Below are 24249 nucleotides of genomic sequence, written 5' to 3' on the forward strand. Positions count from 1 at the left end.
CATCATGAACCGCTCAGGCTTGCCTTCCCGGGCGAAGTCGAGGGATTTCTTTACAGCACCACCTGAATGCGCTCCGTTTTACTTCAGCTTCGACCCCACGGGCACATCCTCCAGGAAGCTTGCCAGCACCGGCTGGCCTTCTTCTCCGAAGCTTGCGGCGACGATCATGCCCTGCGATTCCAGTCCTCGCAGCTTGCGTGGCTGAAGGTTTGCAACGATGACAACCTTCCGCCCGATCAGCTTCTCAGGGTCGTAGGCTTTCGCGATGCCTGCGACGACCTGCCGCGTTTCGTAGCCGAGATCCACTTCAATCCGCAGTAACTTGTCCGCACCCTTTACCTTCTCCGCAAACTTCACCTGGCCGACGCGCAGATCGACTTTCAGGAAGTCATCAATCGTGATCATCGGGCTCTGCGGAGCCGCGGCTGTCGTCGGCTGGGGTGCCGATGTCTCGGCGGCAACACCGGCCGGATTCGCCGCTGCTGCCTGCGTCGCCGATTGTCCTGCCTGCGCGCCTGTTCCCGCCGGCTGCTGTGCCGATTCCGTCTTCGCTTCCGGGTTCGTCCCGTTCGCCGCTGCTGCTGCCGCGGCGGTCCTGTCCTGCTCCATCTGCTGCATCCTTTCGATACTGGCCTTATCAGCTCGGGGAAAAACTGCTTCCACCTTGCCCAGCTTCGTTCCCACCGAAAGCTGTCCCCATTTGAGTTCGTTCAGTTTGAACTTCGTGATGTCGCCTAGTCCCATCTGCGCCCAGATCTTCGCCGTGGAATCCGGCAGCACCGCATGGCTCAACGCGGTCACAATTCGAAGCGCTTCGGCCGACGTGTACAGGATCGTTGCCAGCCGCGAACGGCTGTCCTCATCCTGCTTCTCCGCAACAGCCCATGGCTGGTTCTCGACGATGTACTTATCCACTGCACCCACCAGTGCCCACGCCGTTTCCAACGCGCGAGAGAACTGGAACTCGTTCCACTGCACATTGAATTGCGCGATCGTTTCGGTCGCGAGCTTCGCGATCGCCTCGTCCGACGCAGCGCGAGCTGCCGTCGCCGACGGATACGGAACCTCGCCCTTGAAGTATCGGGTGATCATCGACAGCGTACGGCTCGCAAGATTCCCGAGGCCATTCGCCAGGTCGCTGTTGAAGCGCTGCACCAGCGCATCGAACGAGAACGATCCGTCCTGCCCGAAGACGATCTCTCTCATCAGGAAATAGCGCAGCGCGTCGGCCCCGAGCACTTCAAGAATCGTCTCGCTCCGCACGATGTTCCCGCGCGACTTCGACATCTTGTTCTCTTCAAAAAGCAGCCAGCCGTGTGCAACGATCTGCTTCGGAAGCGGCAACTCCGCCGCGAGCAGGAAAGCCGGCCAGTACACGCAATGAAAGCGCACGATCTCCTTGCCGATCATGTGCACATCTGCCGGCCAGTAGCGCTCGAATTGTGCCTGGCCGTTTTTGTCCGGCGACCCGAAACCGAGTGCCGTGGTGTAATTACAAAGCGCATCCAGCCAGACGTAAATCACGTGCTCCGGATCATCCGGCACCGGGATTCCCCATTTGAATGTCGTGCGCGAGATCGACAGATCGCGCAATCCGCCGCGCACGAATGCGATCACTTCATTGCGCCGCGTCTCTGGCAGGATGAACTGAGGGTTTTCCGTGTACAGCTTTAGCAGGCGGTCTTCCATGGCCGACAGCTTGAAGAAATAGTTCTCCTCCGTCACCGTTTCGGTCGGACGCCCGCAGTCCGGGCACGGCGCACCCGGCGTATTCACGTCCACATAAAGCTCGTCGTAAACGCAGTACTGTCCGCTGTAGCTCGCCTTGTAGATGTAGCCTTTGTCGCGCAGCAGGCGGAACATCTCCTGTACGCCGCGCTTGTGCTCGGGGCTCGTCGTACGAATGAACTTGTCGTACTTGATGCCCATGCGGTCCCACAGTGCCTTGAATTCTGCCGAGACCTCATCCGTGAACTGCTGCGGCGACTTGCCAGCCGCATTTGCCGAGCGCTCGATCTTCTGGCCGTGCTCGTCCGTTCCCGTCAGAAAGAACGTGTCTGCGCCAAGCATCCTTTGCCGTCGTGCGATCGCATCGCACACGATGGTCGTGTACGTATGCCCGATGTGCGGGCGCGCATTCACGTAGTAGATGGGCGTCGTGATGTAAAACTTGTTGTGACTTTTATCATCCATAAGTTTTCCAAGCTTGGTGCGCACGGCATCAGTCTGCAATTCGGCGTTCAGCCATGCGAAATGAGACATTAGTCCCCCGAGGCTAACTTCTCGGTATAAAGCCTCATCGCTTCCTGCATCACCGTTTTCAGTGGTATGCCATGCTCCACCGCAATCTTTTTACAATCCTCGAACTCCGGTGCCACGTTGCTCACAGCGCCATTCCGTTCTGCAACCTTCACGCGAATTTCGCCCCACGGCGTCTGTACCGAAACATGGCGACGATCCAGCGTCTGGCGGATTTCGCGACGCATCCTGATGCCGATGGTCGTAGTCTCGGCGAAGATCAGGGCGGCAATTCGCTGCGCATCTTCAACCCGCGTCAGTGCCGTCAAGACAAATCCCGGACGGCTCTTCTTCATCTGCACCGGCGTCCCAAACGCATCCAGCGCTCCTGCGTCCAGCAATCGCTCGATCACGTATCCAAACACCTGCGGGGTCATGTCATCCAGGTTCGCCTCGATGACCATCACGGCATCTGCTTCCGGCGATGCCCCATCTTGCCCCGCCTGCGAGGCTGAGCGAACCTCGGCTAGGTCTCGAGTTGGCGCGTCGGGAATCACGGCTTCGCCAACTGTCAGGCGAACCACATTCGCCGCGCCTTTAAAGTTCCTCGCGCCGGCGCCATACCCCATTGCCGAGACGCGCACTGCGGGAAAGCCTGCGAACTCCTTAACCAGCGTACGCACGATTGCCGCGCCTGTCGGCGTCACTAGTTCCTTCTTGATCTCCGAGGAATACACTGGCGCATTTTTCAGAAGTTCCAGTGTCGCCGGAGCGGGAACGGGAAGCGTACCGTGCGCGCACTGCACCACTCCGCCACCCACGTTCAGCGCCGAGCAGTGCCAATCATCCACACCCAACGCCTCGGCGCCTACGGCGGCGCAGACGATGTCGACGATCGCATCCACCGACCCAACTTCGTGAAAGTGGATTGTCTCGACATCCTTATTGTGAATCTTAGCCTCAGCCTCGCCAAGGTTCTGGAAGATGCGCAGCGCCGTCTGCATGGCCGTGCCGGAGATCGCCGCCTTGCCAATAATCTCCCGAATCTCTTTTAACCCGCGATGCTCATGCGGGCCTTCGTGCCGATGCTTATGTTCCTTGTCATCATGACTATGGGAGTGCTGGGGTGCATGGTCGTGGGGATGCGAGTGCGTCGAGCCCTCTCCGTGCGAATGCTCGTGCTGATGTTCATGCGAATGTCCCGCTACGCCTTCCCGCCGCGCTTCCCAGTATTCCTCGCGTGGCATGTCCTTTACGCCACCGACGACCACGTCCACCTTAGTTGCCGTGATGCCGTTCCGGTCTACACGAGACACTTCCAGTTCAGCGCCAACGTTCAGCGAGCGAACGGTCTCCAGCAACAGTTCCGCCGGGACGCCAGCATCGACCAGCGCGCCCAGGAACATGTCACCACTGATTCCGGAAAAACAATCCAGGTATGCGATCCGCATTTGACCTTTATCGAATAGGAATTCGTACAGCAGGAACTCGTACGCTCAACCACGAGAGACGACACTAAGGTTATCAGGTTTGCCTCACAACCTAGCAGCTGCTGAAAAACTCAGTCCTTGAAAAGGACACACTTCCGGGTGTGCCGAAAGTGCCAACGAGTGAACGTTGGCCTTAACCAAAGATTTTTCCGCAGCCTGTTTAGCCGCAGAGGGTCAATGTCGTAAACCGAGTTCGCGATGACTCGCGCGACTTATTGTTATAATCGCCTGTCTCTTCAGTAACTTAAACTTTTAGACACGTCGAGTGGCGCGCGGAAGTTGCGCAACCGCGTGGGTTCCGAACCTTCCCCGATCACTTCTGGGTCCAGCAGTTCGGGCCATCAGCCGAAGGAACAAACGTGTATCGACAGCTCCAGCGCCGTCTTGTGCAACACGTCCGCGACTTTCTGCGCGACAAATACCAAGTCGAACTCTCCAATATTGTCGTCGAGCAGCCTCCGAAGATTGAGATGGGCGAGTACGCTCTCCCGCTATCGTTCGAGTTGGCCAAACGCCTGCGCAAAGCTCCGCGCAAGATCGCCGAAGAGTTCATCGCGACCATACCGCCCATCGATGGGTTCCTGCCTTTCGAGGTCGCGGGCGCTGGATACATTAACGCTCGCGTCGACCGTGCCGCGCTTGCCTCGCAGGTGGTTCGCGACGCCGAGCAGCAGCTCACCGCCCAGGAAGCCGCCGTCGTCCGCGACGAGAAGATCCTGGTCGAGCACACGTCCATCAATCCCAACAAGGCCGCGCACATCGGACACCTGCGCAACTCGATTCTTGGCGATACGTTCGTGCGCCTGCTCCGCGCTGCCGGCAGGCAAGTCGATGTACAGAACTACATCGACAACACAGGCGTTCAGGTAGCCGACGTCGTCGTCGGCTTTGTGTACATCGACCACAAGTCCAAGGCGGAGATCGAGCAGCTCATCGAGTCCACTCCCAAGTTTGACTACTACTGCTGGGATCTCTACGCCAAGGTGTCGCAGTGGTACGCGGAAGACAAAGCAAACCTTCAAGTAAGACTTGATACATTGCACGCTATCGAGCAGGGCGGAAACGAACTTTCGGAGATAGCGGAGCTCATCTCCACGGCCGTGCTGCATCGCCATCTGGAGACGATGGAGCGTCTCCAGATCGAGTACGACTTCCTGCCGCGCGAGAGCGAAATCCTCCGCCTGCACTTCTGGAACACCGCGTTCGAGCAACTCAAAGCCAAGGGTGTTCTTCGCCGTGTGACTACAGGCAAGAACAAGGGCTGTTGGGTCATGACCCGCCCGGGTGCGGTCGGTTGGTCCGCCGGGATAATTGAAACAGAGATGCCCAAAGCTGCGGACAGCGGCGAAGGCACTGATGACCTTCAAAATCCGGATGATGATGCAAAGGTCATAGTTCGCTCGAACGGTACTGTCGGGTACGTCGGAAAAGACATCGCGTATCATCTCTGGAAATTTGGGTTACTCGGTGTTGATGTTTCAGGTCCGCATCGAATCCAAGCTCGCGGTATTGTTGATTTCGGCTATAAAAAGTTTTTCCAGTACACAGATGGGCACTGGGCATGGATCTCTACCGATCCCACCGGCGGCGAGCCTGACCATCCGCACTTCGGAGGCGTGTCGGAAATTTATAACGTAATCGACGCCCGCCAGAGCGAACCTCAGGAGACGGTCAAGGAGGCCATCCGCCTGCTCGGCTACGGCGACAAGGCCGATCACTACACGCACTTCAGCTACGAGATGGTCGCATTGACGCCTCGCTGCGCCATGGAGCTCGGCTACACGGTCAGCGAAGAGGATCAGCAGCGTTCGTATATCGAAGTCAGCGGACGCAAAGGCTTCGGCGTAAAGGCCGACGACCTGCTCGACAAGCTCATTGTGGCCGCAAAGGCCGAGGTCGATTCACGGCATCCTGACCTGACCGACGACGAGCGCCTCGACATCGCCACGCAGATCGCAATAGGTGCGTTGCGCTACTTCATGCTCAAGTTCACGAAGCAATCGGTCATTGCCTTCGACTTCCGCGAGGCGCTGTCCTTCGAGGGCGAGACCGGTCCTTACGCGCAATACGCCATCGTGCGCGCCGCCAACATCTTCCGCAAAGGCGGTACAACTGCCGAAGAAGTTCTGGCCAAGGCGGGTGGAGCACCGATAGCGGGTGGAGTACAGGCGGGTGGAGCAGGGCTTCAGCCCTGCATTCAGGCAGACACCACTCAAGGGGCTTCAACCCCTGGGGTATCCTTTGCACCGTATTTTGAGGGTGAGACGGGAACGGAAATCTGGCAGCTCTGGGTGCTGGCCTCGCAAACTTCCCACATCATCGAACAGGCGATTGCCGCGACCGAACCTGCTTACCTGGCAAAACACGCTTTCCAGTTGGCGCAGCAGTTCAGCAACTTCTACCATCGCCACCACATCCTCACCGAGTCTGACGAGGGTCGAAAGCAATTTCTGATGACGACGGCGGCCGTGGTCCAGCGGGAACTAATTCGAGTGCTGGCCATTATGGGCGTCAGCGCGCCAACGGTGATGTAGATTTGTCGCGTGGCTGGCCTGGAGAAAGTATCAGCAGGAGAGCGAAGAATGAAAGACAACGACTAAGGTGCCAACAGGCAGCTTCACCCGCAGGCAGCCCGAGAGCGTCACTACCTGTGTGTGCGTTGTCTCCTAACTCGCGACTTCCTGTGAGCCGGCGGCAACAACCTGGCGAAAGTAGTCGAGCGAGAGTCGCAAGCCTGAGTCCAAATTGATTCTTGGTTCCCAGCCCAATCGAACTTTCGCTTTTGCTATGTCTGGACAGCGTTGCCTGGGGTCGTCTTCGGGCAGCGATTCGAATGTGATCTTGCTTGAGGAGTCCGTTACTTTTAGGACGAGCCTGGCGCACTCAAGTATGGTGAACTCATCAGGATTGCCGATGTTGGTGGGAAGGTGTTCGTCCGACAGGGCGAGACGGAGGATACCTTCGATCTCGTCGGAGACGTAACAGAAACTGCGCGTCTGCAGGCCATCGCCATATACCGTGAGGTCTTCGCCGCGAAGAGCCTGCTTCATGAAGTTCGCGATGACGCGTCCATCATTGAGTTGAAGCCGCGGGCCGTAGGTATTGAAGATGCGCGCAATGCGCGTGTCCAGGCCGAAGTATCGGTGATACGCCATCGTTGTGGCTTCGGAGAAACGCTTGGCTTCGTCGTACACGGAACGGGGGCCAATCGGGTTCACATGACCCCAATATGTCTCCGGTTGAGGATGCACGTGCGGATCGCCGTAGCACTCGGAGGTGGAGGCGAGAAGAAACTTCGCACCGTACGTGCGCGCCAAATCGAGCGCGTTGAAGGTGCCCAGCGAACCGGCGGTAAGCGTAGAAATACCATGAATCATGTAGTCCACGGGGCTGGCTGGGCTGGCGAAGTGGAACACGTAATCGATGGGGCCAACGTCGAATTGCTCGCAGACATCGTGCTGCACAAATTCGAAGCGGGGCTCATTCGCCAACTGGCGGAGATTGTCCAAGCGCCCCGTCAGCAGATTGTCGACGGCGACGACATAATGTCCTTCCGCGATAAGAGCGTCGCAAAGATGCGATCCGAGAAATCCACCGCCTCCCGTGACGATCGTCCTCACCGGCATACCTCCAAACGAACCTTGTCAGCGCACCAGAGATGAGATGCAGAATGTAGCGGAAGCGTTGAGAGTATCCGTTTCGTACAGAAAATCGCACCAGCGTGCGAACGAAGCGCAGTTCCGTTTGCGACCGAGTTTTTTGCGCTACGCTAGTGGGCGCAGTCAGGAATGTTCATCGAAGTGGGGCGAGCTTTCGCGAGGGAGAAGCGCTCCTGCATCATGTCAACGATAGCGCGACCGATGACGAGCGAAGCCGTTGCCGCAGGCGAGGGCACGTTGCAGACATGCACCATGCCCTCGGTGTGGATGAATCGGAAGTCGTCAACAAGCTTGCCCTTCCGGTCGATTGCCTGGGCGCGTACACCTGCCCCGCCGCGCCGGATGTCTGCGGCGGTAAGCTCGGGGAGCAGTTTTTGCAACGCACGGACGAAGGCGTGTTTCGAAAGCGAACGGTAGTACTCGCCAAAGCCGCTCTTCCAATGCCTGGCTGCCATGAGCCAGAATCCTGGAAACAATGCTGTATCGAGCATTTCGGAAAGCTTGAAGGATGACTTCTCGTATCCTTCGCGGGCAAAGGCGAGAACGGCGTTGGGACCGGCCTCAACGCCTCCGTGAACGCGACGCGTGAAGTGGACACCGAGAAACGGGAGCCTGGGATCGGTTACAGGATAAATGAGACCATGAACGAGATCGTGCTTACCGGGGACGATCTCGTAGTATTCACCGCGAAATGGCACGATGCATAGATCGAGTTCGGCACCGGCCATGCGGCTGATGTAATCACTTTGCAGGCCCGCACAGTTAACCACATAGCGACCGGTGAGCTCGCCAATCGGCGTATGCACGACGGTTTCGTTTGCACTTCGAACCAGGCCGGTGACCTGCGCGCCGGTTTTGACTTCGCTGCCGCGGCTCGAGATGAGTTCGGCGTATTTGGCGGCGACCATGCTGTAGTCCGTTATGCCTGTCCCGGGGACGAAGATGCCGCGAACGCCGGCTGCGTGCGGCTCGACTTCTCGAATCTGTTCGGCCGAGAGGATACGCAGGCCTGCAACGCCGTTGGCAAGACCGCGTCGGTAGAGTTCGTCGAGGGCGGGTAATTCGGCGCGGCTCGTGGCGACGATGAGTTTGCCGCAGATGTCGTGTGGGATGCCATGCTCGCGACAGAAGGCGATCATCTCGGCAGCGCCGTGGACGCACATCTTTGCCTTTAGCGAACCTGGTTTGTAGTAGAGGCCGGAATGAATAACGCCGCTGTTGCGCCCCGTCTGGTGCGCGGCCAAACGATCTTCTTTTTCCAGAACTATAAGACGAATGCCGGGAAAGCGCTGCGTTAACTCGAGCGCCGTGCCAAGGCCGACGATACCTGCACCGATGATAATCACATCATAGGGGCGAGACATGCATTGCCGTGAGGAACGCCGAGGGATTCGGCTGATGATCACGCCTCCGTACTCATAATCGTACTCGCCGGGAAGCTAAATGCCATGGGTTCTTCAGTCCGTTTTCACTTTTTGAAGATGCTGGCGAGACAACCTGGAGGTGTACGCGGGAAGCAGGTCCAACAGGCAACGTCACTTCGCCATTGCTATCGACCACGATGTCGAAGATTCAATCAGCGCGCTGGGGGCCGGTCGCCCTCAGTGAGAGGCTGGCCGGAATAGGCGAAATGCTCTTGCTCTGAGGCCTGCAGATGACCATCCTGAGGGTCACCCGCTTGCAGCGGATAAAGCTGATAGCGTCGGCGAGCGTAAGGGGCCCAGAGCGCAAGGAAGCGGTAATCACAGCTCTCGCACACAAAGGGTACGCGCGCGAGGAAAAGCATGAGAAATCGCGTTAAGGCGGTTGCCGGACGCGAACTCCTTGAGCGGCGCACATCGGTGCTCCCACAGCACGGGCACGCTCGTTCGAAAACACTGACTCGGATCCGCAGTTTGAGCATGTACCTTCTTCGCCGTAGTGCTAAGTTTACGGCAGAACTCCGACGGCTGCGCAGTCGAAAGTTCTTTGCATCGCAGCCGCCTAAACCCGGCGCGACTTACGGTACGCCACCAAGCGCGTCCAAGAGTGCCACAACGCAACCGGGAACCATAATGCTATCGTTGTAGGCTTCGTTGACATTTACAGGGATCATCCATGCATGACTCAGCATTAAGGGTATCTTCGTTCGCTCGCATTATTTGCAACGTGTTGTTGGTTTTTGTTGTATTTGCGTGCCCGTTGCTTACGACAGCACAGGCCGATGAAACGGCGGGGAGCCCGCCTGCTGTGTCTGCGCCAACCATGCCTTCGCTCTCGACCTCCGGCGCTATCCCGGGACTCGCGAGCAGCAGGCTCTCGGCTGGCGATGGCGTCGATATCGTGGTTTATGGAGTGCCGGAGTTGTCGCAGAAAGCGCGACTGAACAGCTCAGGCAATGTGTATCTGCCGTTATTGAACGACGTTGCCCTGGCAGGATTAAGTTTGGAAGAGGCGCAAGCGAAAGTTGAGAAGTTGCTGATGGACGGTGGCTTCCTGAAGAATCCTCATGTCTCAATCAGCGTTGTGGAATATGCTCATGGCATCAGCCTGCTTGGCGAAGTGAATCGTCCGGGCGTATACCCGGTGAGTGGCGAGCGTCGTTTGTTCGACATCTTCGCAGCGGCAGGCGGCCTGTTGCCAACGGCAGGATCTATCGTCACGATCACGCACCGCAGCAAGCCCGAAACACCAGAGACGGTTGTAATCTCTCGTGACCCGGCGCGGTCGATGGACGGCAACATCCTGGTTTCTCCCGGAGACACGGTGGTCGTGGGCAAGGCCGGAATGGTTTACGTTGTCGGCGAAGTGACGGCCCCGAGCGGCGTGATGATGGACAACATGAAAGGCTTCACGGTACTGAAGGCGATTGCCATGGCGCATGGCACAACACGCGGTGCAGCACTGGATGGTACCAGGGTGATTCGCAAGACGGAAACAGGACTCGTCGAAATCCCTGTGCCGCTCTCGAAGATCATGAAGGCCAAGGCGCAGGACATTGAACTCCAACAGGACGACATTGTCTTTGTGCCAAACAGCGCGGCCAAGGGTGTGATGCGTAGATCGTTGGAGACTGCGTTGGGAATGGTCAGCGCTGTGACCGTAATAAGGACATCGCGCTAACGGCGGGCAACGAGGTCAGCCTGTTAGAAGAAAATCGGTGTCGCGGCTTGCGGAATTCATTCCGGACGAAAAAACTTCCCCGCCCTAGCAAAGCTAGGACCGGGCACCCTCCTAACGCTAGGGTGGCCCACCCGCCCATGCATTGGTTTTGAGCTTTCGCTGCACTCCCGAAGAACGATAACGAGAAACTCAGAATTACGAGTATTGCTCTCATTTGTTTTCTCCGTTTGCGGTATTTACCGCGTGCTTTAAATGTGCACAGTTGGCGCTTGCGTAGCTCCGGAGCACTCGTAGGCTGCTGTCGAACCGGTCGCGCAGGTCGACGGAAAGAGGGTTGCGCCCTTTAGCTGCCGGCAGAAGACGATCTTCCGCAATGGAGAACACTCCGACCGTACCGAGTGTCAGTTTGCCGAAAGCACGGTCTGCAAATGATCGAGGGCCAAGGAAAGAAAGAAAGAGCAGATACTGCTTGCCATCTTCGAAGAAGGGCAGACCGGTGACTAGTTCCTCGACTCTGACTCCATCCACGTCCAGCACACCGCCAGGCAAGATGGCGAGCACTTCGCCAGGACGAACAGGTAAAAGGGAGGACGGAACGTCCTCTGGAACTACTCCACCAGGAACCGGCCTGCACAAAGACTCCAAGACGGTGAACTTGTACCAGGAATAAATCGACTCGCCCAATCGGTCCACCTTTGCGACGTGTCCAATCGGAGTCACAATCACCGCCACATGCTCTTGGAGCGCTTGATCGATTCCGAGAACCATGGCCGCTCCTTGACCTGATGCCGCTAACACCACCTTGTTGTGTTTCTTTTCCTTCGCCTCACGCACGCTCTTCTGGATGCGCGGGTCATCCCTTTCTTTCTCTCTCTTTATGTTGTGTGGTTGCGAGTACGCAACAAGGGCGGTGGCGAGAATACCGATGGCGACTAGTAGTACTTTTGTCTTCATAAAAGCTTCTCTGGTGTGCTGTTAGCAAGGGCTTGATCGAAGCTGGTGATTACGTCGTATTCTCCCATAGACAATGGGAGGCCACTCGTGTGCTTGCCTTCTGCCTTGGCTTTGCGAACGGCTTTACGGATTTCGCTATCCGGCTTATCGTTCGTATTGGACGGGGTTTCCTGAGCCACCGATATCCACGGCGTAACCAGCACAAGCAGCAGGATGCCGGTCACAAGTTGTGCTCTGTTCCTTATGTGCATGAATCTTCTCGTTGGTGGTTTTGACACCAGAAGACAGGGCCATGACTTCATAATTTTTTCGATCTGCTTGCAACAGTTGCGCTAAACACATCGAGTGCGAATGCGCGAATGACGGAAGGTATGCGCTCCGGAGCTTACGGAGCTACTGATGGACCTCGCTCAGCCTGCCCGTCTTCACATCGAATACGAAGCCGCGGATGATCAACCTCTCGCGAATCCAACTGTGCGCTTCGAGCTTCGACATCTGCTCTCGAACGTTGTTCTCAACATCGCTGAAAGCATAGAAACACACGGGGCTGTTTGGCGGCAGTCCGGCCTCACGCTCTACGGCTTCGTGCATGTCCTCCTCGCTGGCCTTCATAAGTCCGCAATCGGTGTGGTTGATGACCATTACTTCCTTTGTCCCCAGGAAGTAATGCGAGACCAGCAGAGAGCGCAGGGCATCGTCGGTGACAATGCCTCCTGCGTTCCGTATGAAGTGCGCGTCCTGCGGCTTCAGCCTTAGCGCCGCGAGCGTGATGCGCGTGTCCATACACGCGAGCACCGCCAGCTTCAGGCGCGGCTGCGGCGAGATTGATTCCGGATCATAGTTCAGCGCGAATTCGGCATTGCGCTGCAAGACTTTATCGATTGCGCTCACAATGATGTACCGCCGATCCTGAACGTGGGTTCTGATTCTCTTACCCGAGAGGGTTTTTGTCTAACTATTCAGTGCGTACGTTTTCGATCTAGCCCGGGAATGGAGCAGCAAGCACCGAGCCGACTTGCTCATCCGGTGATGATGCCGGCAATGCGTTCCGAGGCTTGTCCATCCCATAGCGGCGGTACCTGGTGCGGCTTGCGGTGACCATCGAGGATGCGCTCAAGCTCTCCGCGCAAAAGGGCGAAGTCGCGGCCTACGAGCGTGTTGGTACCCATCGTGATGGTAATGGGACGCTCAGTATTCTCGCGCACGGTGAGGCAGGGGACGCCGAGATATGTCGTCTCTTCCTGAATGCCGCCGGAGTCCGTGATGACGGCAGTGGCGCGACGCTGCAGGTTGAGGAAGTCGAGATACGGCTTGGGTTCAAAGAGCAGAATTCCGCGGTGCTCGCCGGCTTTGAACCCCAGGTCGTCAATGCGCTGACGCGTTCGCGGATGCACCGGGAAGATGATCGGGACCCGATTGCCGATGGCAACCAGTGCCTCCAACAGTTCACGCAAAGTCGAAGCGTCGTCCACGTTGGACGGGCGATGCAAGGTGAGCAGAATGTAATGCCGAGGCACGCCGTTCGCGGGCAGGCGCTCGGCTTGCGGCAGCAGGTTGATCAGGGTGTCGATCATCACGTTGCCGACGAAGTGGATCTTCCCGGATGCGATGCCCTCGCGTTCCAGGTTGGCGTTTGCGTCAGCCGATGGCGTGAATAGTAAGTCGGAAAGCTGGTCGGTGACGACGCGATTGATCTCCTCAGGCATCGTTCGGTCAAACGCGCGAAGGCCGGCCTCGACGTGTGCCACGCGTATCTGGAGCTTGGAACAGACGAGCGCGGCGGCAACGGTCGAGTTGACGTCGCCGTAGACGAGCACGAGATCGGGGCGGCACCCGACGACAACTTTCTCGAAGCTGGCCATGATCTCCGCCGTCTGCTGCGCATGAGAGCCAGAGCCAACGCCGAGATTCACGTCGGGCGCAGGAATCGAAAGCTGCTGAAAGAAGACGCCGGACATGTTGACGTCGTAGTGCTGGCCGGTGTGTACGAGCACCTGCTCGACGCCGTTGCGCGTCGAGAGCGCACGCCACACGGGCGAAACTTTCATGAAGTTCGGACGTGCTCCAACCACATGGAGAAGTCGCATATATTTTCCTGTTAAGACGACTGCGCGAATCAGCCTAACAGACGATCCGAACAGGCTCAGTGCTTGATGTCTTGCTTGCGCAAGACCTTGAAAAAGGTCATCGCCAGAATTTTGATATCGAACCAGAACGAGCAGTGCTCGAGATAATAACGGTCCAGCGTTACCTTGTCCGGAATGGAGATGGTGTCACGCCCGTTGATTTGCGCCCATCCGGTGAGTCCGGGAATAACTTCATGGACGCCGCACTCTGTTCGGAGCGACACAAGGTCATCCTGATTGAACAGAGCGGGACGCGGCCCTACGAAGCTGAGGTCTCCCCGAAGAATGGAAACAAGTTGAGGCAGTTCGTCGAGGCTGGAACGACGCAGCACTCCGCCGATTGGGGTGAGGTACGCATCGGGGTCCGTCAACAGGTGAGTCGCTAGTTGCGGAGCATCGACACGCATAGACCGGAACTTGGGCATTCGGAAGATAAGGTTACGGACGCCGACACGATCTGACCAATAGAGCGCCGGTCCGCTGCTTGTCAGGCGAATAGCAACTGCAATCAACAGCAGCGGGACGCCGAGTAGAATCAACAGAACAAGCGCGCACGCGACGTCAAAGACACGCTTCGCGATCCGGTATCCGCGACCCGGGCGGCGTGCGACGGTGGTGCGGGTGCTCGTAACTGCTGTTGCCATCTCTCCGGAGAACATAAGTCTAGGACTTCCCTGCCAAGTAGGCCTCTACCATCTGCTGGCGCGCGCGCTCGCCGGAATCCGGCCAGCGGAAACCGGTGGCCGCCAGCTTGCCTGTGCTGAGCGAGAAAGGCGCGGTGAGCTTCTTCAATGAATCGAAACTGATGGGACCTTCGCGTCCGACGAGTTTGAGAATGCTGAAGGCGGCTGCACCCGACCATACGAGCGGATACGGAACGTGCACGGGTAGGCGGCGATTCATGCGCATGGCGAGGTCGTTGACGAAATTTCCCAGCAACATGGGATCGCGATCGGCGATGTTGTAAGCCTCGCCGGAAACGCCCTTTTCAGCCAGGTGCAGGAAGGCGCTGGCAGCATTGTGAACGGAGCAGAAGCTGCGAATGACTTCGCGTAAGCCGACATGAAAGTAGAAACCATGGTCGATGGCGCGCATAAGCTTGTGCAGGTTAAAGCGGACGTTCGCCCCGTAGGTGAGCGAGGGGCGTCCGATCACAATCTCAAGTCCTGTCGATTTAGCAGCGCCGATCACAGCCGCGACCGCTCGGGCGCGCGGGACAGAGTTTGCGAGCCGTTCAAGTTCGATCTTGGTTTCAGCATAGAGATTCTCGGCGGCCAGAGTTGCGTTCTCGTTTATGCCGACGCCGCACTGACCCTTGTAAACGTTGGCGCTGGAAGCGAGTACGACACGACGCACGCCAAGCCGCGCGGCGGCATTGAGCAGGTTGCGTGAGCCGCCGACATTGACGGCGCGTGCGCTGTCGCGATCTTCCTCAGTTACGAGACGCGTATGTGCAACTCCAGCCAGGTGAATGACGACGTCCGCGCCAGAGACGAATCGCTCGACAGAGATGATATCCGTGACGTCGCCCTGAACGAATTCAACGCCTTCGACGTTGGACAACGCAGCCGCACGCTCGTCAGGAGCGTTCCTATGCATAAGGGCTTTGACGCGATATCCGCGTTCGAGAGCAAGCGTGAGAAGGTCGCGTCCGATGAAGCCGCTAGCTCCGGTGATGGCCAGTGTGGTCATGGCTCCACCCCGCTAACGGTCGCAGTGCGGAGGCGAATCCGTCCGTCACTCTTGACCTTTCGAAGGACTTCAGCAAAAGTACGCGCCGTGGACTCACGCGACATATTGTCAAGAATGTAGCGGCGGCCACTCTCGCCGCAGCGGGCCCGCTGTTCGGGATTCGCGTACATGGTCTTGATAGCGTTGGCTATGGCGACGGGGTTCTCAGGCTCGACGGCGATGCCGCCCCCAGTCGCCTCGAGAATCTGGCGCGCTTGTCCTTCGACGGCGAGAACAACCGGACGCGCACAGGACAAGAATTCGAGCATCTTTGTGGGGATAACGGTTTTGAATACTTCGGAGTTCTTGAGCAGCACGAGACAAACGTCGGATGTGCGAATGATCGAAGAAATCCTTTCGCGACGCTGCTGGCCGACGAAGCGCAGGTTTGTGAGATTGAGTTCGCGCGCTTTCTCGATCAGGTTCTGGCGATACGTACCTTCGCCGACCAGGAGAAGAACAACGTCGGGCACGGTCTTCTGCAAAAGCCGTGCAGCATCGAGAACGGTCTCGAGGCCGTGGGCCATGCCCATCGTGCCGATGTAAGAGGCGACAAACTTCCCTTCCAACTGGAACTCCCGGCGAATTTCGTCCGATGGATCGCCGGGGCTGAAGACGTCGGTCTCAACGCCGTTAACGACGATCGACATCTTTTCGCGAGGCACGCCCCAACGCTCGGCGAGGTATTCCTTGAACGCGGGCGTGACGACGACGATGTGGTCGCTGTGCTTGTAGAGGAAGCGCACAATGGAAGCGACGGAGCGGTAAACGACAGAGCGCTCCGCCCCAAGGCCCACCCCCTCCAGCGATTCCGGCCAGAGGTCGCGTACTTCGAAGATAAACGGAACGCGCTGCACGCGCGCAATGGCGTATCCGGCCATGGCGATCGGGAGCGGCGGCGAGGTGCCGATCACGACGTCAGGACGTTCGAGAAAGCTGCCACGCACGGCAGCCGAAGCGCAGAACGAACCGTAGTTGAGCACCCGCTCCATGGGTTTGCGATTCGGGAATGGCAGCAACCAGGTTCGTACCACGTCTACGCCGTGGACCTGTTCGCGATAGAAGAGGCGTCGGAACTTATCGCGATATTCCGGCTCGATCACGCCCGTAGGGTGATTGGGGAAACCAGTCAACACAGACGCCTGGTGACCGGACGCTGCCCAGTGCTGGCTTAGTTCGGCTGCACGGCCGGCAAGCGCACCCATCTCGGGAGGGTAATGTTGCGATACATACAGAATCTTCATTCAGTAATAAGAGAGCTTAAAAATTGTCTTGTGAATTAGAGCGTGTCCGCGACGGAAGCGGCTGCGCTGGTACTGTCGCCAGCGATCGGCATAGGTGGCGAAGAACACGTCTCCGGTAAGCCGGTGCATCACGTCTAACTGAACGATGTGCAACTGGTGATAGAACGGGCTGGCGATCATTCTGAGCGGCGTGCCGGACTGCTCGTAAAGCGACCAGTAGCCGTTGTCATAGTCGTGCAGGTTAGCCTTGATGGTCGCGAGCGAATCGGCCCAGACCTTGCGCGCATCTTTGTCGCCGGTGAGCAACATGAAATCGTACACACCCCACAGCGCCCACATGAAACCGTTGAGGATGTGCGTCGGCGGATCGACGATGTACTCCTCTATCCAGCGATTGCCTTCTGCATCCTGGTGAATCACGCCGCCGTTTTCGGCTAGCGCGAGCAGACACTGGAAGGCGCGGCGAGCAGCATCTAAATAGCGGTCATCGTGAGTCTCGCTGTAGGCGCGAACGAGCACCGAGATTCCCTGCCCCTGGGCCAGTCCGGAATACCACGGAGCGCGCAGCGGCGTGCGGTACTCGAAATCGAAGTGATGGTTCCAAACCCAGAAGCCGCCTTCGTTCTGTTCGAGGTGATCAACGAGCCAATCAGCAGTGCTTAGAAACTTGGTTCGGCGAGATCCATCGCCCGTTGCGACGAACACGTTGTAATTCCCAAGAGCGTACTGCGCGATGGCGATGGGATTGTGCTGCCGGCCGATTACGCCGAGGTAGTCGAGGAGGGGAACGCCGGACCTGTCGAATGGGCCAGCGTAGTCTGCCTTCGACGTGAACGTCATGTAGTACGAGCCGAGTTCGCCGGGAGTGAAGCGGTTCATCTCCGGCTGCTCATGCCAGAAAGTTAACTGGCTGTTGCGCGACGTGAGGTACGCGCCGAAGATGCGGCGATAGTAGTTGAGCCGCGTTCGCAGTGACTTAAGCATTGCTTGTTCTGTGGCAAGCGCTCTCGCCGTCTGCCTGCCTCGCGGGGAAAGATGTAATCAGCTCGTTGTAGAGATGATGCATTGTCTCTGCATTGTTACGCCAAGTCAATCGGCGGTGTGCGTATTCGCGTCCGCGAAAAGCCGCGTCGCGTGCGGCTTCTGGATTGCTGATCGCCCACGCAAGGGCGTCGGCGACTGACTCGGGACTTTGCGGTTCGAGCAGGTAACCGGTATCGCGGTGCGTGATGAAATCCGAAGGCCCCTGGCCCCGGCATCCGATGACGAGTTTGCCCAGAGCCATGGCTTCGGCATACATGATGCCGAAGGCCTCGCGCCAACTCGGGAGACAGAAGATGTCGCCAGCCATGACTTCGGACTCGGCTTCGGGATGTGCCAGGGCTCCGGTGAAATGTACTCGGTCGGCCAGGTTAAGTTCGCGAGCAAGGAGTTCGAGCATCGGGCGCTCAGGTCCCTCGCCGACGAGAACGGCCTCGACGGAAGGATAGCCGCGAGCGCGGAGCAGCGCGAGGCCGCGGATGAGAACGTCGAAACCCTTTTCCGGAAAAAGATGGCTGACGGCAACAACGCGCGTCTGTTCAACCCGCGGAATGAGCGCGGACGGCTGAAGGCCGGGATAGATGCGGAAACCGTTTCCGACAACGATGAAGTTCTTCGTATTGGAAACAAACTGGCTGTAGTACTCCGTTAGCGGCGAACCCACGAGGACGACGCGTCCGACGGCGGCGAGCATGCTTCCGATTTGGCGACGCTTGGCTGCCGTGCTGGTGATGCGCGGAGTGGTGTCGATACCGTGCATGGTGACAATGCTGGGGATGCCGAGCTCGGAGGAGGCCTCGATGGCGACATGGCCGAGCGTGATGCCATGCGCGTGAATGAGTTGCGTGCGCTGGGCGCTGCAGATGGAGCGAACGGAGGGCATGACGCCCGAGCAGGTGAAGCGCGCTGCCTTGGTGCCGAGCGCGTATCGCGGCAAACTGAAGTAGTTTGCGGTTTTGACCTGGAATTTACTCCCGGCATAAACAGCGGGATCGACGTCGCGCTTCAGCGGATTGGCGAGCAGGCCAAGCGCTCTGGGCAGGCGAGGCTTGCAGACAAGCACTGTGACGCGCGCGTCCATCGCGGCGAGCTCGCACACCTGGTCGTGGATAAAGTTTCCGTCCTTGTCGCCAGGGCGATGCGGAAACATTGTTGTCAGGACGAGAATATTGAGAGCGTCGCTCATAAGCAGTTGGCGCCGCCCTTCACAGACTTGCAGCCAAAAAGCTGTCCACGTTGACCGCTACGGGAGCGTTCTCGCGCAGACTGTCGTTGATCGCAAATGTGGCGAGCGTGCCCGCCACGATGTCGCGGAATGCGATCGGCGACACGCCACCTTTGCAGGCGGAAGCGAAAGCCTGCCATTCTCCCTGATGTCCTTTGTCTTGCCGGAGTCGTGATTTGATCGACTTGCTGCGCCCGTCGCGAACGAGTTCGAGTTGGCGGAAGTCGTCGAGCACGGCGACGCGGTTACGACCCATGACTTCGACGCGCTCCTTGCTGAACACCCTGTCACCTGTGGAAACGTAGTTCACGGTGCCGAGCGAGCCGTTGGCAAACCGGATGGTAACCGCAACATTGTCAGGCGGTGTTCCGGTTGTCGGCAATGCACTGGCGAAGACCGAGACTGGCTCCGAACCGGTGACGAACATCAGGAAGTCTACAAAATGGCAGACCTCGCCGATGATGCGCCCGCCTCCGTGCACGGGATCGTGAACCCAATGCGTTGCCGGAATGGCTCCGGCGTTTACGCGATAGTGTGCAACGATGGGCTCGCGACCGTCGGAGAAGAAGCGCTTCAGTTCAACAGCCATAGGGGCGAAACGCCTGTTGTATCCGACCATGAGCAGCGAACCGTTCGCCTCCGCAGCGGTGTGCGCGATGGACACAAGCTGGTCTCGATCGAGACAGAGCGGTTTTTCGCAGAATACGTGTTTGCCGGCGCGCAGCGCTGCTTGAACCTGCTGCGCGTGCAGACCGTGCCGTGTGGCAATGACCATGAGATCGACCTTGGGATCGGCAAGAAGTTCCGCCTCGTCGGTGGCGCAGTAGCGGAAGCCGAAACGCGAGGCGACGTGATGGCCAGTGCCCCCAGTTGCCGTGCAGACACCTGCGAACTCTACGCCAGCCACCTTCTTCATGGCCGGAAGGAGAATCTGTGTGGCGAAAAGGCCAGCGCCGAGCATCCCTACGCGCACAGCCCCGGACTTCCCTGCCATCGCGGCGACAGCGATTGGCAAGTCCTGGCGGCGCGAGATCGCAACATTGCCGGGGTAGCTGATGAGCACACCCATGAAGCGCTCTGGAAGTTTGCCGGTGATGAGGTCGTAGGCTGTGGTGGCCTGGTCGATGCCGTAGCGGTGAGTGATGAGCGAATCCACTCTGACTCTGCCAGCCGCGACAAGCGCGAGGAAGGCCTGCATGTTACGCGACTCGGTCCAGCGCACGTAAGAGATTGGGTAGTCGTGCCCCTTCTCTTCGTACTCGGCATCGTAGCGGCCCGGCCCGTATGAGCGCGAAATGCGGAAATCGAGTTCCTTCTCGTAGTAAGTCTTGCGGGGCAGGTGCGTGCCGATGGCGCCGACGGCAACCACGATTGCACGTGAGCGCGCGATGTCACCCGCTAGTTCGACAGGTCCGTTGCTGGAACTCGCTGCGGTGATAATTACTGAGTCCGCGCCTACTCCACGGGTGCGCTCCGAGACGAGCGCCTCAAACTGCGATGCGCTTGTGGCGGTTGCATCCGCGCCGCACTGTTTGGCAAGGTCGCAGCGTTCAGCATCGAGGTCAATGCCGACAACATCGCATCCGGCGGCCTTCAACATCTGGACGGTAAGGAGTCCGATGAGTCCCAGGCCGATGACAGCTACGGTTTCGCCGAGGTTGACTTCCGCCAAACGGATGCCGTGCATCGCGATCGCGCCGATAGTGGTGAAGGCTGCCGCTTCGAAGCTGACGTTTCCATCGGGTATGGGAGTGACGAGCAGGCGCGGCACGGAGAGAATTTCCGCGTGACTGGCGTGGTCCATGCCTGAGCAGGCGACGCGATCTCCCACTCTGATGTCGCTGAGGCCTTCGCCGACGGCGATCACGGTTCCGGCGCTGCTGTATCCAAGGCTGATCGGTTTGTCGAGGCGGCTGCGCACGGCATCCAGCGTGGTAAGCAGACCGTCGCGCCGAGCTTTGTCGAGCACCTGTCGAACGAGGTCGGGGCGAGCCTTTGCTTTCTGGAGCAGATTCATTTCGGCGAACTCGATAACAATGCGCTCTGTTCCCGCCGAGACTAGCGAAGCCGCATTGGCGACGAGGACGTGTCCGGGAACGAGAGCGGGGGCCGGGACTTCAACGATGGTGCTCTGCCCTGTCCGGGCCGATTGGAACATCTGCTTCATAACGAGTCACGCCTTGCAGCAAGTAAGTTGCTGCACCATCTTAAGGTTCGAGCCTCGTCAATGAAAGCCTGCATTCGTAATTCGCACACGATGGAATCGAACGAGCGTGTCAATGGGAGCGCACGGAACCGGCGTTCGCAGTTGCCGGCGCAGATTCTCTAATCGCTTCGTGCTGCACCGGGCGAAGTTTATCCAGATGCTGCGCTTCCCAGCACTTGATGACTTTGAAGTATTCGAAGATGCCGTGCATGGCGCAGAAGACAAAGCCCATCCTTCCATCAAGAAAGCCGAGGCAGAAGAAGTACATGTACACAAAATAGAGGAGGCCGCGGCCGGGCAGATGACGCCACACGTTCTCCTTGAGATAGCGGCGGCGTTCGGGCTGGCTGCCGAACAACCGTGGCCGTATGCGCGACTCGCTACTTTCTCCGCGCTCGATCTGCTCATACGCGATTGCATTGAGCGAAGCGTAATGATTGTGCTTCGCGATCCACCACGTCATGTCATGCAGGTCACGGTGGATCATCTCCGCTTGGCAGAAGCCGGTTCGACCGTTCAGAAGGATATGTTCATCCACCGGGCGGCTTTCGTAACGCCCCAGAGCGTGCCGGAATAGGCGCAGGTTCCAACTCGGATACCACCCACAGTGTTTGATCCACTTGTCATAGAAGATGAAGCGCCGGTTGATGTAGAAGCCATCGCACCCGTTGCCGTCCTGTGCGATGAGTGAGGCGATCTCGTCGCGAAGCTCGGGCGTGACGTACTCATCAGCGTCGAGGATGAGCAGCCATTCGTTCCTGAACGGCAGAGTGTCCATGGCCCAGTTCTTCTGATCGGCGTAGCCGTCGAACTTGTGCTCGACGACGGTCGCGCCCATCGCGCGGGCGATCTCAACAGTGCGATCAGTGCTGAATGAATCAACGACGAAAACCTGGTCGGCCCAGCCCATGATGCTGCCGAGGCACTGTGACAAGTTGACCTCTTCATTAAAGGTCGGCACCAGTACGGTTAGGCGGGCAGTCATCGGCCCACCTTTGCGGCGTGTGCTGCATTCGACGGTGTCGACGGCGAGGTCCGGACCAAAGCACGTTCGAACAAACCGATGTTCGCCTGCAGGGTGGCGCTGCTGGTCATGACCGTGCGTCCGAACTCGGCTGCACGCGCAGACAGTCGCTGATAGTCGCCAACGTCCATGTCGATACAGTATTGCAAAACTGTTCTCCACTGATCAGGGTCATCGAGCGGAATATCCCATCCGAAGCCTTGCTGCGCGAGGTGTCGCCATTGAGTGCGGTCACTGATGATGACCGGGCATCCGGCGGAAGCGCCGTCGATGATGACATGTCCGTAGTTCTCGCCCAATGTCGGCAAGATGAAGAACTCACGCGCGGCAAGTTCGGCGAGAACCTGTTGAGGCTCCATGCTGCCGTGGTATCGGACGACGATGTTGGGTGGCAACTCGCGGATTTTCTGCTCACACTCCGCCCAGAGAACCTTGTCTTCAAGCGGGCCGAAGATGTCGAAGGTGACCTGGCCGCGAAGATCCTTCAATCGGTCAAGCGTGAATGGCAGATTTTTCATTCGCGCGATGCGCGATACCGTAACGAATGACGCATGGCCACTGCGCTTGCGGCGCTCACCGGCAATAGCCTGGTATCCGCACGCAAGATCGGGCGCTACGTGAATTGCCGAGTCCGCGACGCCGTTCTGTGAAATCAGGCGCTGCGTGTCAGCCTCTTCGCGGGACGACGATGCCTGCCACAGCAGACGATTGTAGAGACCGAGTTTGCTGGCAACTGCGATGTAAGTACGCTTCTTCAAACTCTTCAGTCCGAGTGCACCGGGCGCGAGATCGCCTCGGGTGGCGAGCACAACCGGTACACGACCGAGCAAACCGAAGCGGCGCAGCAGCAGGGCTTTCATGGAGGACGCAGAAAAGTATCCGTTCAGATAGACGACGTCAGGCTTGACGTTGGCAACGGCCTGGCGCAGCGCGCTTAAGCTGATGGTCGAAACATAGAATACCTTCGCTTTTCCAACCTGGTTCCACTGATCTGTGATGACTGTGGAGTAGGGCTTTAAATTGCCGGAGTCGCTGTTCAGTGTGACGATAAAGAAATCGTAATGCGGTGCGAGCAATTCGACCATCGACGAAATGGTTCGAACGGGCCCGCCGGATTTAAAGCCTGGCAGATAGCGTCCGAGAAACACGAGTAGCCGGGGCTTCATCGCTGATGTCTCGGGTTGATGTTCCCGGTCGAGGGCTGAAACGTTTCGCCCGCTCATAGCAGCCGAAACCCCATCGGCGGACGCTCGATGAGAGTGCCGCCGAGCTTCTTCTTGAATTTGTAAACGCCGGGATTGTTCTTCTGGTCAGCGCCTTCCAGATCGTAGAAGCGCACGCCGGAGGCGCGCATTCGCTTCATGATCTCCCATTGCATCGCTTCGCCAGCCCCAAGGTTCCGCAACTCATAATCGAATGCGGCCCACATGTAATGCGCCGTACAACCAACGCGCAACACCAATGAGCTTCCCGCAACTTTGCCGTGCACATCGGCCTGGAAACAGTGAGCGGCGACATCCGCTTGCTCCGGCGTGCGAAACGTCTTCCACACAGATCGAATGAGTGCAGCTCCGCCATACGGCCGAAACTGTTTACGCTGCGCGAGCGCTGCGTACAAATCGATCAGCGGCTCCACAGCATCGTCACTGGAGTCCTCTACGATGACACCTGCTTCCCGATTGAACCTGTTCATTCCCTTGTTGCGCAGCAATCGCTCGGTCGCATCAAGCGATGCATCGAGATCGACGACAAACGTGAAGTCCCGCTGAGCAGGAATACGGCGCAGCAGACTGGGCCTGTTTGCCAACTCAAGCGAATAGGGTTGCACCACGATCGCACGGCAGGCTCGAAGCCTGAATTCCCTACCAAGTATTTTGATGGCCTTAGCTGCCAAATACTTGTCTTCATAGATAGGTCCGCGGGGCACCCACGCGATATTGATTGGCAGCCATGCTCTCGACTTCAAGAATGTCTGGGCCAAAAGGATGGGAGCGTCGCAGGCCATGACGCACCAGCGCTCCACGCGTTCACCAACAATTTGTTTTGCCTCTCCCCACTGCCACGTTTGCATGGGATGAGGAGTGCTGAATGCACGGAGGAGTTCATTCCAATGTGCTTCGTCGAGCACCTGAATCGCCCGAAGTGACTGTGTCTGGGCGATGGCCCTGGCTGAAGACATTTGACGTGAGTATGTAAAAAGCATTTCAGT

General features: G+C 58.2%; 19 protein-coding genes. 2 read left to right on the forward strand and 17 right to left on the reverse strand.

The window, feature by feature from the left end; all coding sequences use genetic code 11:
• Positions 1-78: 78 nt before the first annotated feature.
• Both metG and larC read right to left on the reverse strand, forming a co-directional pair.
• The gene (metG, locus tag VN622_01205; protein ID HWR34469.1) at positions 79-2193 is read right to left on the reverse strand and encodes a methionine--tRNA ligase; all 2115 of its coding nucleotides are present in this window, start codon (positions 2191-2193) and stop codon (positions 79-81) included.
• Between the two features lie 68 nt (positions 2194-2261).
• Positions 2262-3689 carry a nickel pincer cofactor biosynthesis protein LarC gene (gene larC, locus VN622_01210; GenBank protein ID HWR34470.1) on the reverse strand — a complete coding sequence of 476 codons (1428 nt, stop codon included), beginning with the start codon at positions 3687-3689 and terminating at the stop codon, positions 2262-2264.
• Between the two features lie 398 nt (positions 3690-4087).
• On the opposite strand from larC, the gene argS reads away from it, so the two are divergent.
• Positions 4088-6262, forward strand: coding sequence for an arginine--tRNA ligase (gene argS, locus VN622_01215; protein ID HWR34471.1), 2175 nt, complete (start codon positions 4088-4090; stop codon positions 6260-6262).
• A gap of 132 nt (positions 6263-6394) precedes the next feature.
• Here the strand turns inward: argS and VN622_01220 are convergent, their stop codons facing one another.
• Positions 6395-7354: a UDP-glucuronic acid decarboxylase family protein gene (locus VN622_01220; GenBank protein HWR34472.1), complete on the reverse strand. Its 960-nt coding sequence runs from the start codon at positions 7352-7354 to the stop codon at positions 6395-6397.
• 143 nt (positions 7355-7497) lie between these two features.
• Entirely contained in the window at positions 7498-8751 is a 1254-nt protein-coding gene (gene lhgO, locus VN622_01225) for an L-2-hydroxyglutarate oxidase (protein ID HWR34473.1), read from the reverse strand.
• A gap of 865 nt (positions 8752-9616) precedes the next feature.
• On the opposite strand from lhgO, the gene VN622_01230 reads away from it, so the two are divergent.
• The gene (locus VN622_01230; GenBank protein HWR34474.1) at positions 9617-10489 is read left to right on the forward strand and encodes a polysaccharide biosynthesis/export family protein; all 873 of its coding nucleotides are present in this window, start codon (positions 9617-9619) and stop codon (positions 10487-10489) included.
• A 210-nt stretch (positions 10490-10699) separates the two neighbouring features.
• Here VN622_01230 and VN622_01235 read toward each other — a convergent pair whose 3' ends face one another.
• The 13 genes from VN622_01235 to VN622_01295 all read right to left on the reverse strand — a co-directional run bounded on the left by VN622_01235 (position 10700) and on the right by VN622_01295 (position 24219).
• Positions 10700-11443, reverse strand: coding sequence for a hypothetical protein (locus VN622_01235; GenBank protein ID HWR34475.1), 744 nt, complete (start codon positions 11441-11443; stop codon positions 10700-10702).
• Positions 11440-11694, reverse strand: coding sequence for a hypothetical protein (locus VN622_01240; protein ID HWR34476.1), 255 nt, complete (start codon positions 11692-11694; stop codon positions 11440-11442). The genes VN622_01235 and VN622_01240 overlap by 4 nt, the downstream gene beginning before the upstream one ends.
• 142 nt (positions 11695-11836) lie before the next feature.
• Positions 11837-12334 (reverse strand): carbonic anhydrase, encoded by a 498-nt coding sequence (locus VN622_01245; protein HWR34477.1) that lies wholly within the window; start codon positions 12332-12334, stop codon positions 11837-11839.
• A 128-nt stretch (positions 12335-12462) separates the two neighbouring features.
• Entirely contained in the window at positions 12463-13530 is a 1068-nt protein-coding gene (gene wecB / locus VN622_01250; protein ID HWR34478.1) for a UDP-N-acetylglucosamine 2-epimerase (non-hydrolyzing), read from the reverse strand.
• Positions 13531-13586: 56 nt separating this feature from the next.
• The gene (locus VN622_01255) at positions 13587-14213 is read right to left on the reverse strand and encodes a sugar transferase (GenBank protein HWR34479.1); all 627 of its coding nucleotides are present in this window, start codon (positions 14211-14213) and stop codon (positions 13587-13589) included.
• Positions 14214-14232: 19 nt separating this feature from the next.
• The gene (locus tag VN622_01260; protein HWR34480.1) at positions 14233-15261 is read right to left on the reverse strand and encodes an NAD-dependent epimerase/dehydratase family protein; all 1029 of its coding nucleotides are present in this window, start codon (positions 15259-15261) and stop codon (positions 14233-14235) included.
• On the reverse strand, positions 15258-16544 hold the full coding sequence (locus VN622_01265; GenBank protein HWR34481.1) for a glycosyltransferase family 4 protein: 1287 nt from the start codon (positions 16542-16544) through the stop codon (positions 15258-15260). Before VN622_01265 ends, VN622_01260 begins: the two co-directional genes overlap by 4 nt.
• Positions 16545-17528, reverse strand: coding sequence for a D-glucuronyl C5-epimerase family protein (locus VN622_01270; protein HWR34482.1), 984 nt, complete (start codon positions 17526-17528; stop codon positions 16545-16547).
• Positions 17521-18771 carry a glycosyltransferase gene (locus VN622_01275; protein ID HWR34483.1) on the reverse strand — a complete coding sequence of 417 codons (1251 nt, stop codon included), beginning with the start codon at positions 18769-18771 and terminating at the stop codon, positions 17521-17523. The genes VN622_01270 and VN622_01275 overlap by 8 nt, the downstream gene beginning before the upstream one ends.
• Positions 18772-18790: 19 nt before the next feature.
• Positions 18791-20977, reverse strand: coding sequence for a bi-domain-containing oxidoreductase (locus VN622_01280; GenBank protein ID HWR34484.1), 2187 nt, complete (start codon positions 20975-20977; stop codon positions 18791-18793).
• Between the two features lie 109 nt (positions 20978-21086).
• Complete coding sequence (locus VN622_01285) at positions 21087-22001, reverse strand: glycosyltransferase family 2 protein (protein HWR34485.1); 915 nt, start codon at positions 21999-22001, stop codon at positions 21087-21089.
• Positions 21998-23206, reverse strand: coding sequence for a glycosyltransferase family 4 protein (locus VN622_01290; GenBank protein HWR34486.1), 1209 nt, complete (start codon positions 23204-23206; stop codon positions 21998-22000). Before VN622_01290 ends, VN622_01285 begins: the two co-directional genes overlap by 4 nt.
• Positions 23207-23259: 53 nt before the next feature.
• Positions 23260-24219 (reverse strand): GNAT family N-acetyltransferase, encoded by a 960-nt coding sequence (locus VN622_01295; GenBank protein HWR34487.1) that lies wholly within the window; start codon positions 24217-24219, stop codon positions 23260-23262.
• Positions 24220-24249: the final 30 nt, after the last annotated feature.

Source organism: Clostridia bacterium (assembly GCA_035561135.1).
Classification (GTDB): domain Bacteria; phylum Acidobacteriota; class Terriglobia; order Terriglobales; family Acidobacteriaceae; genus DATMYA01.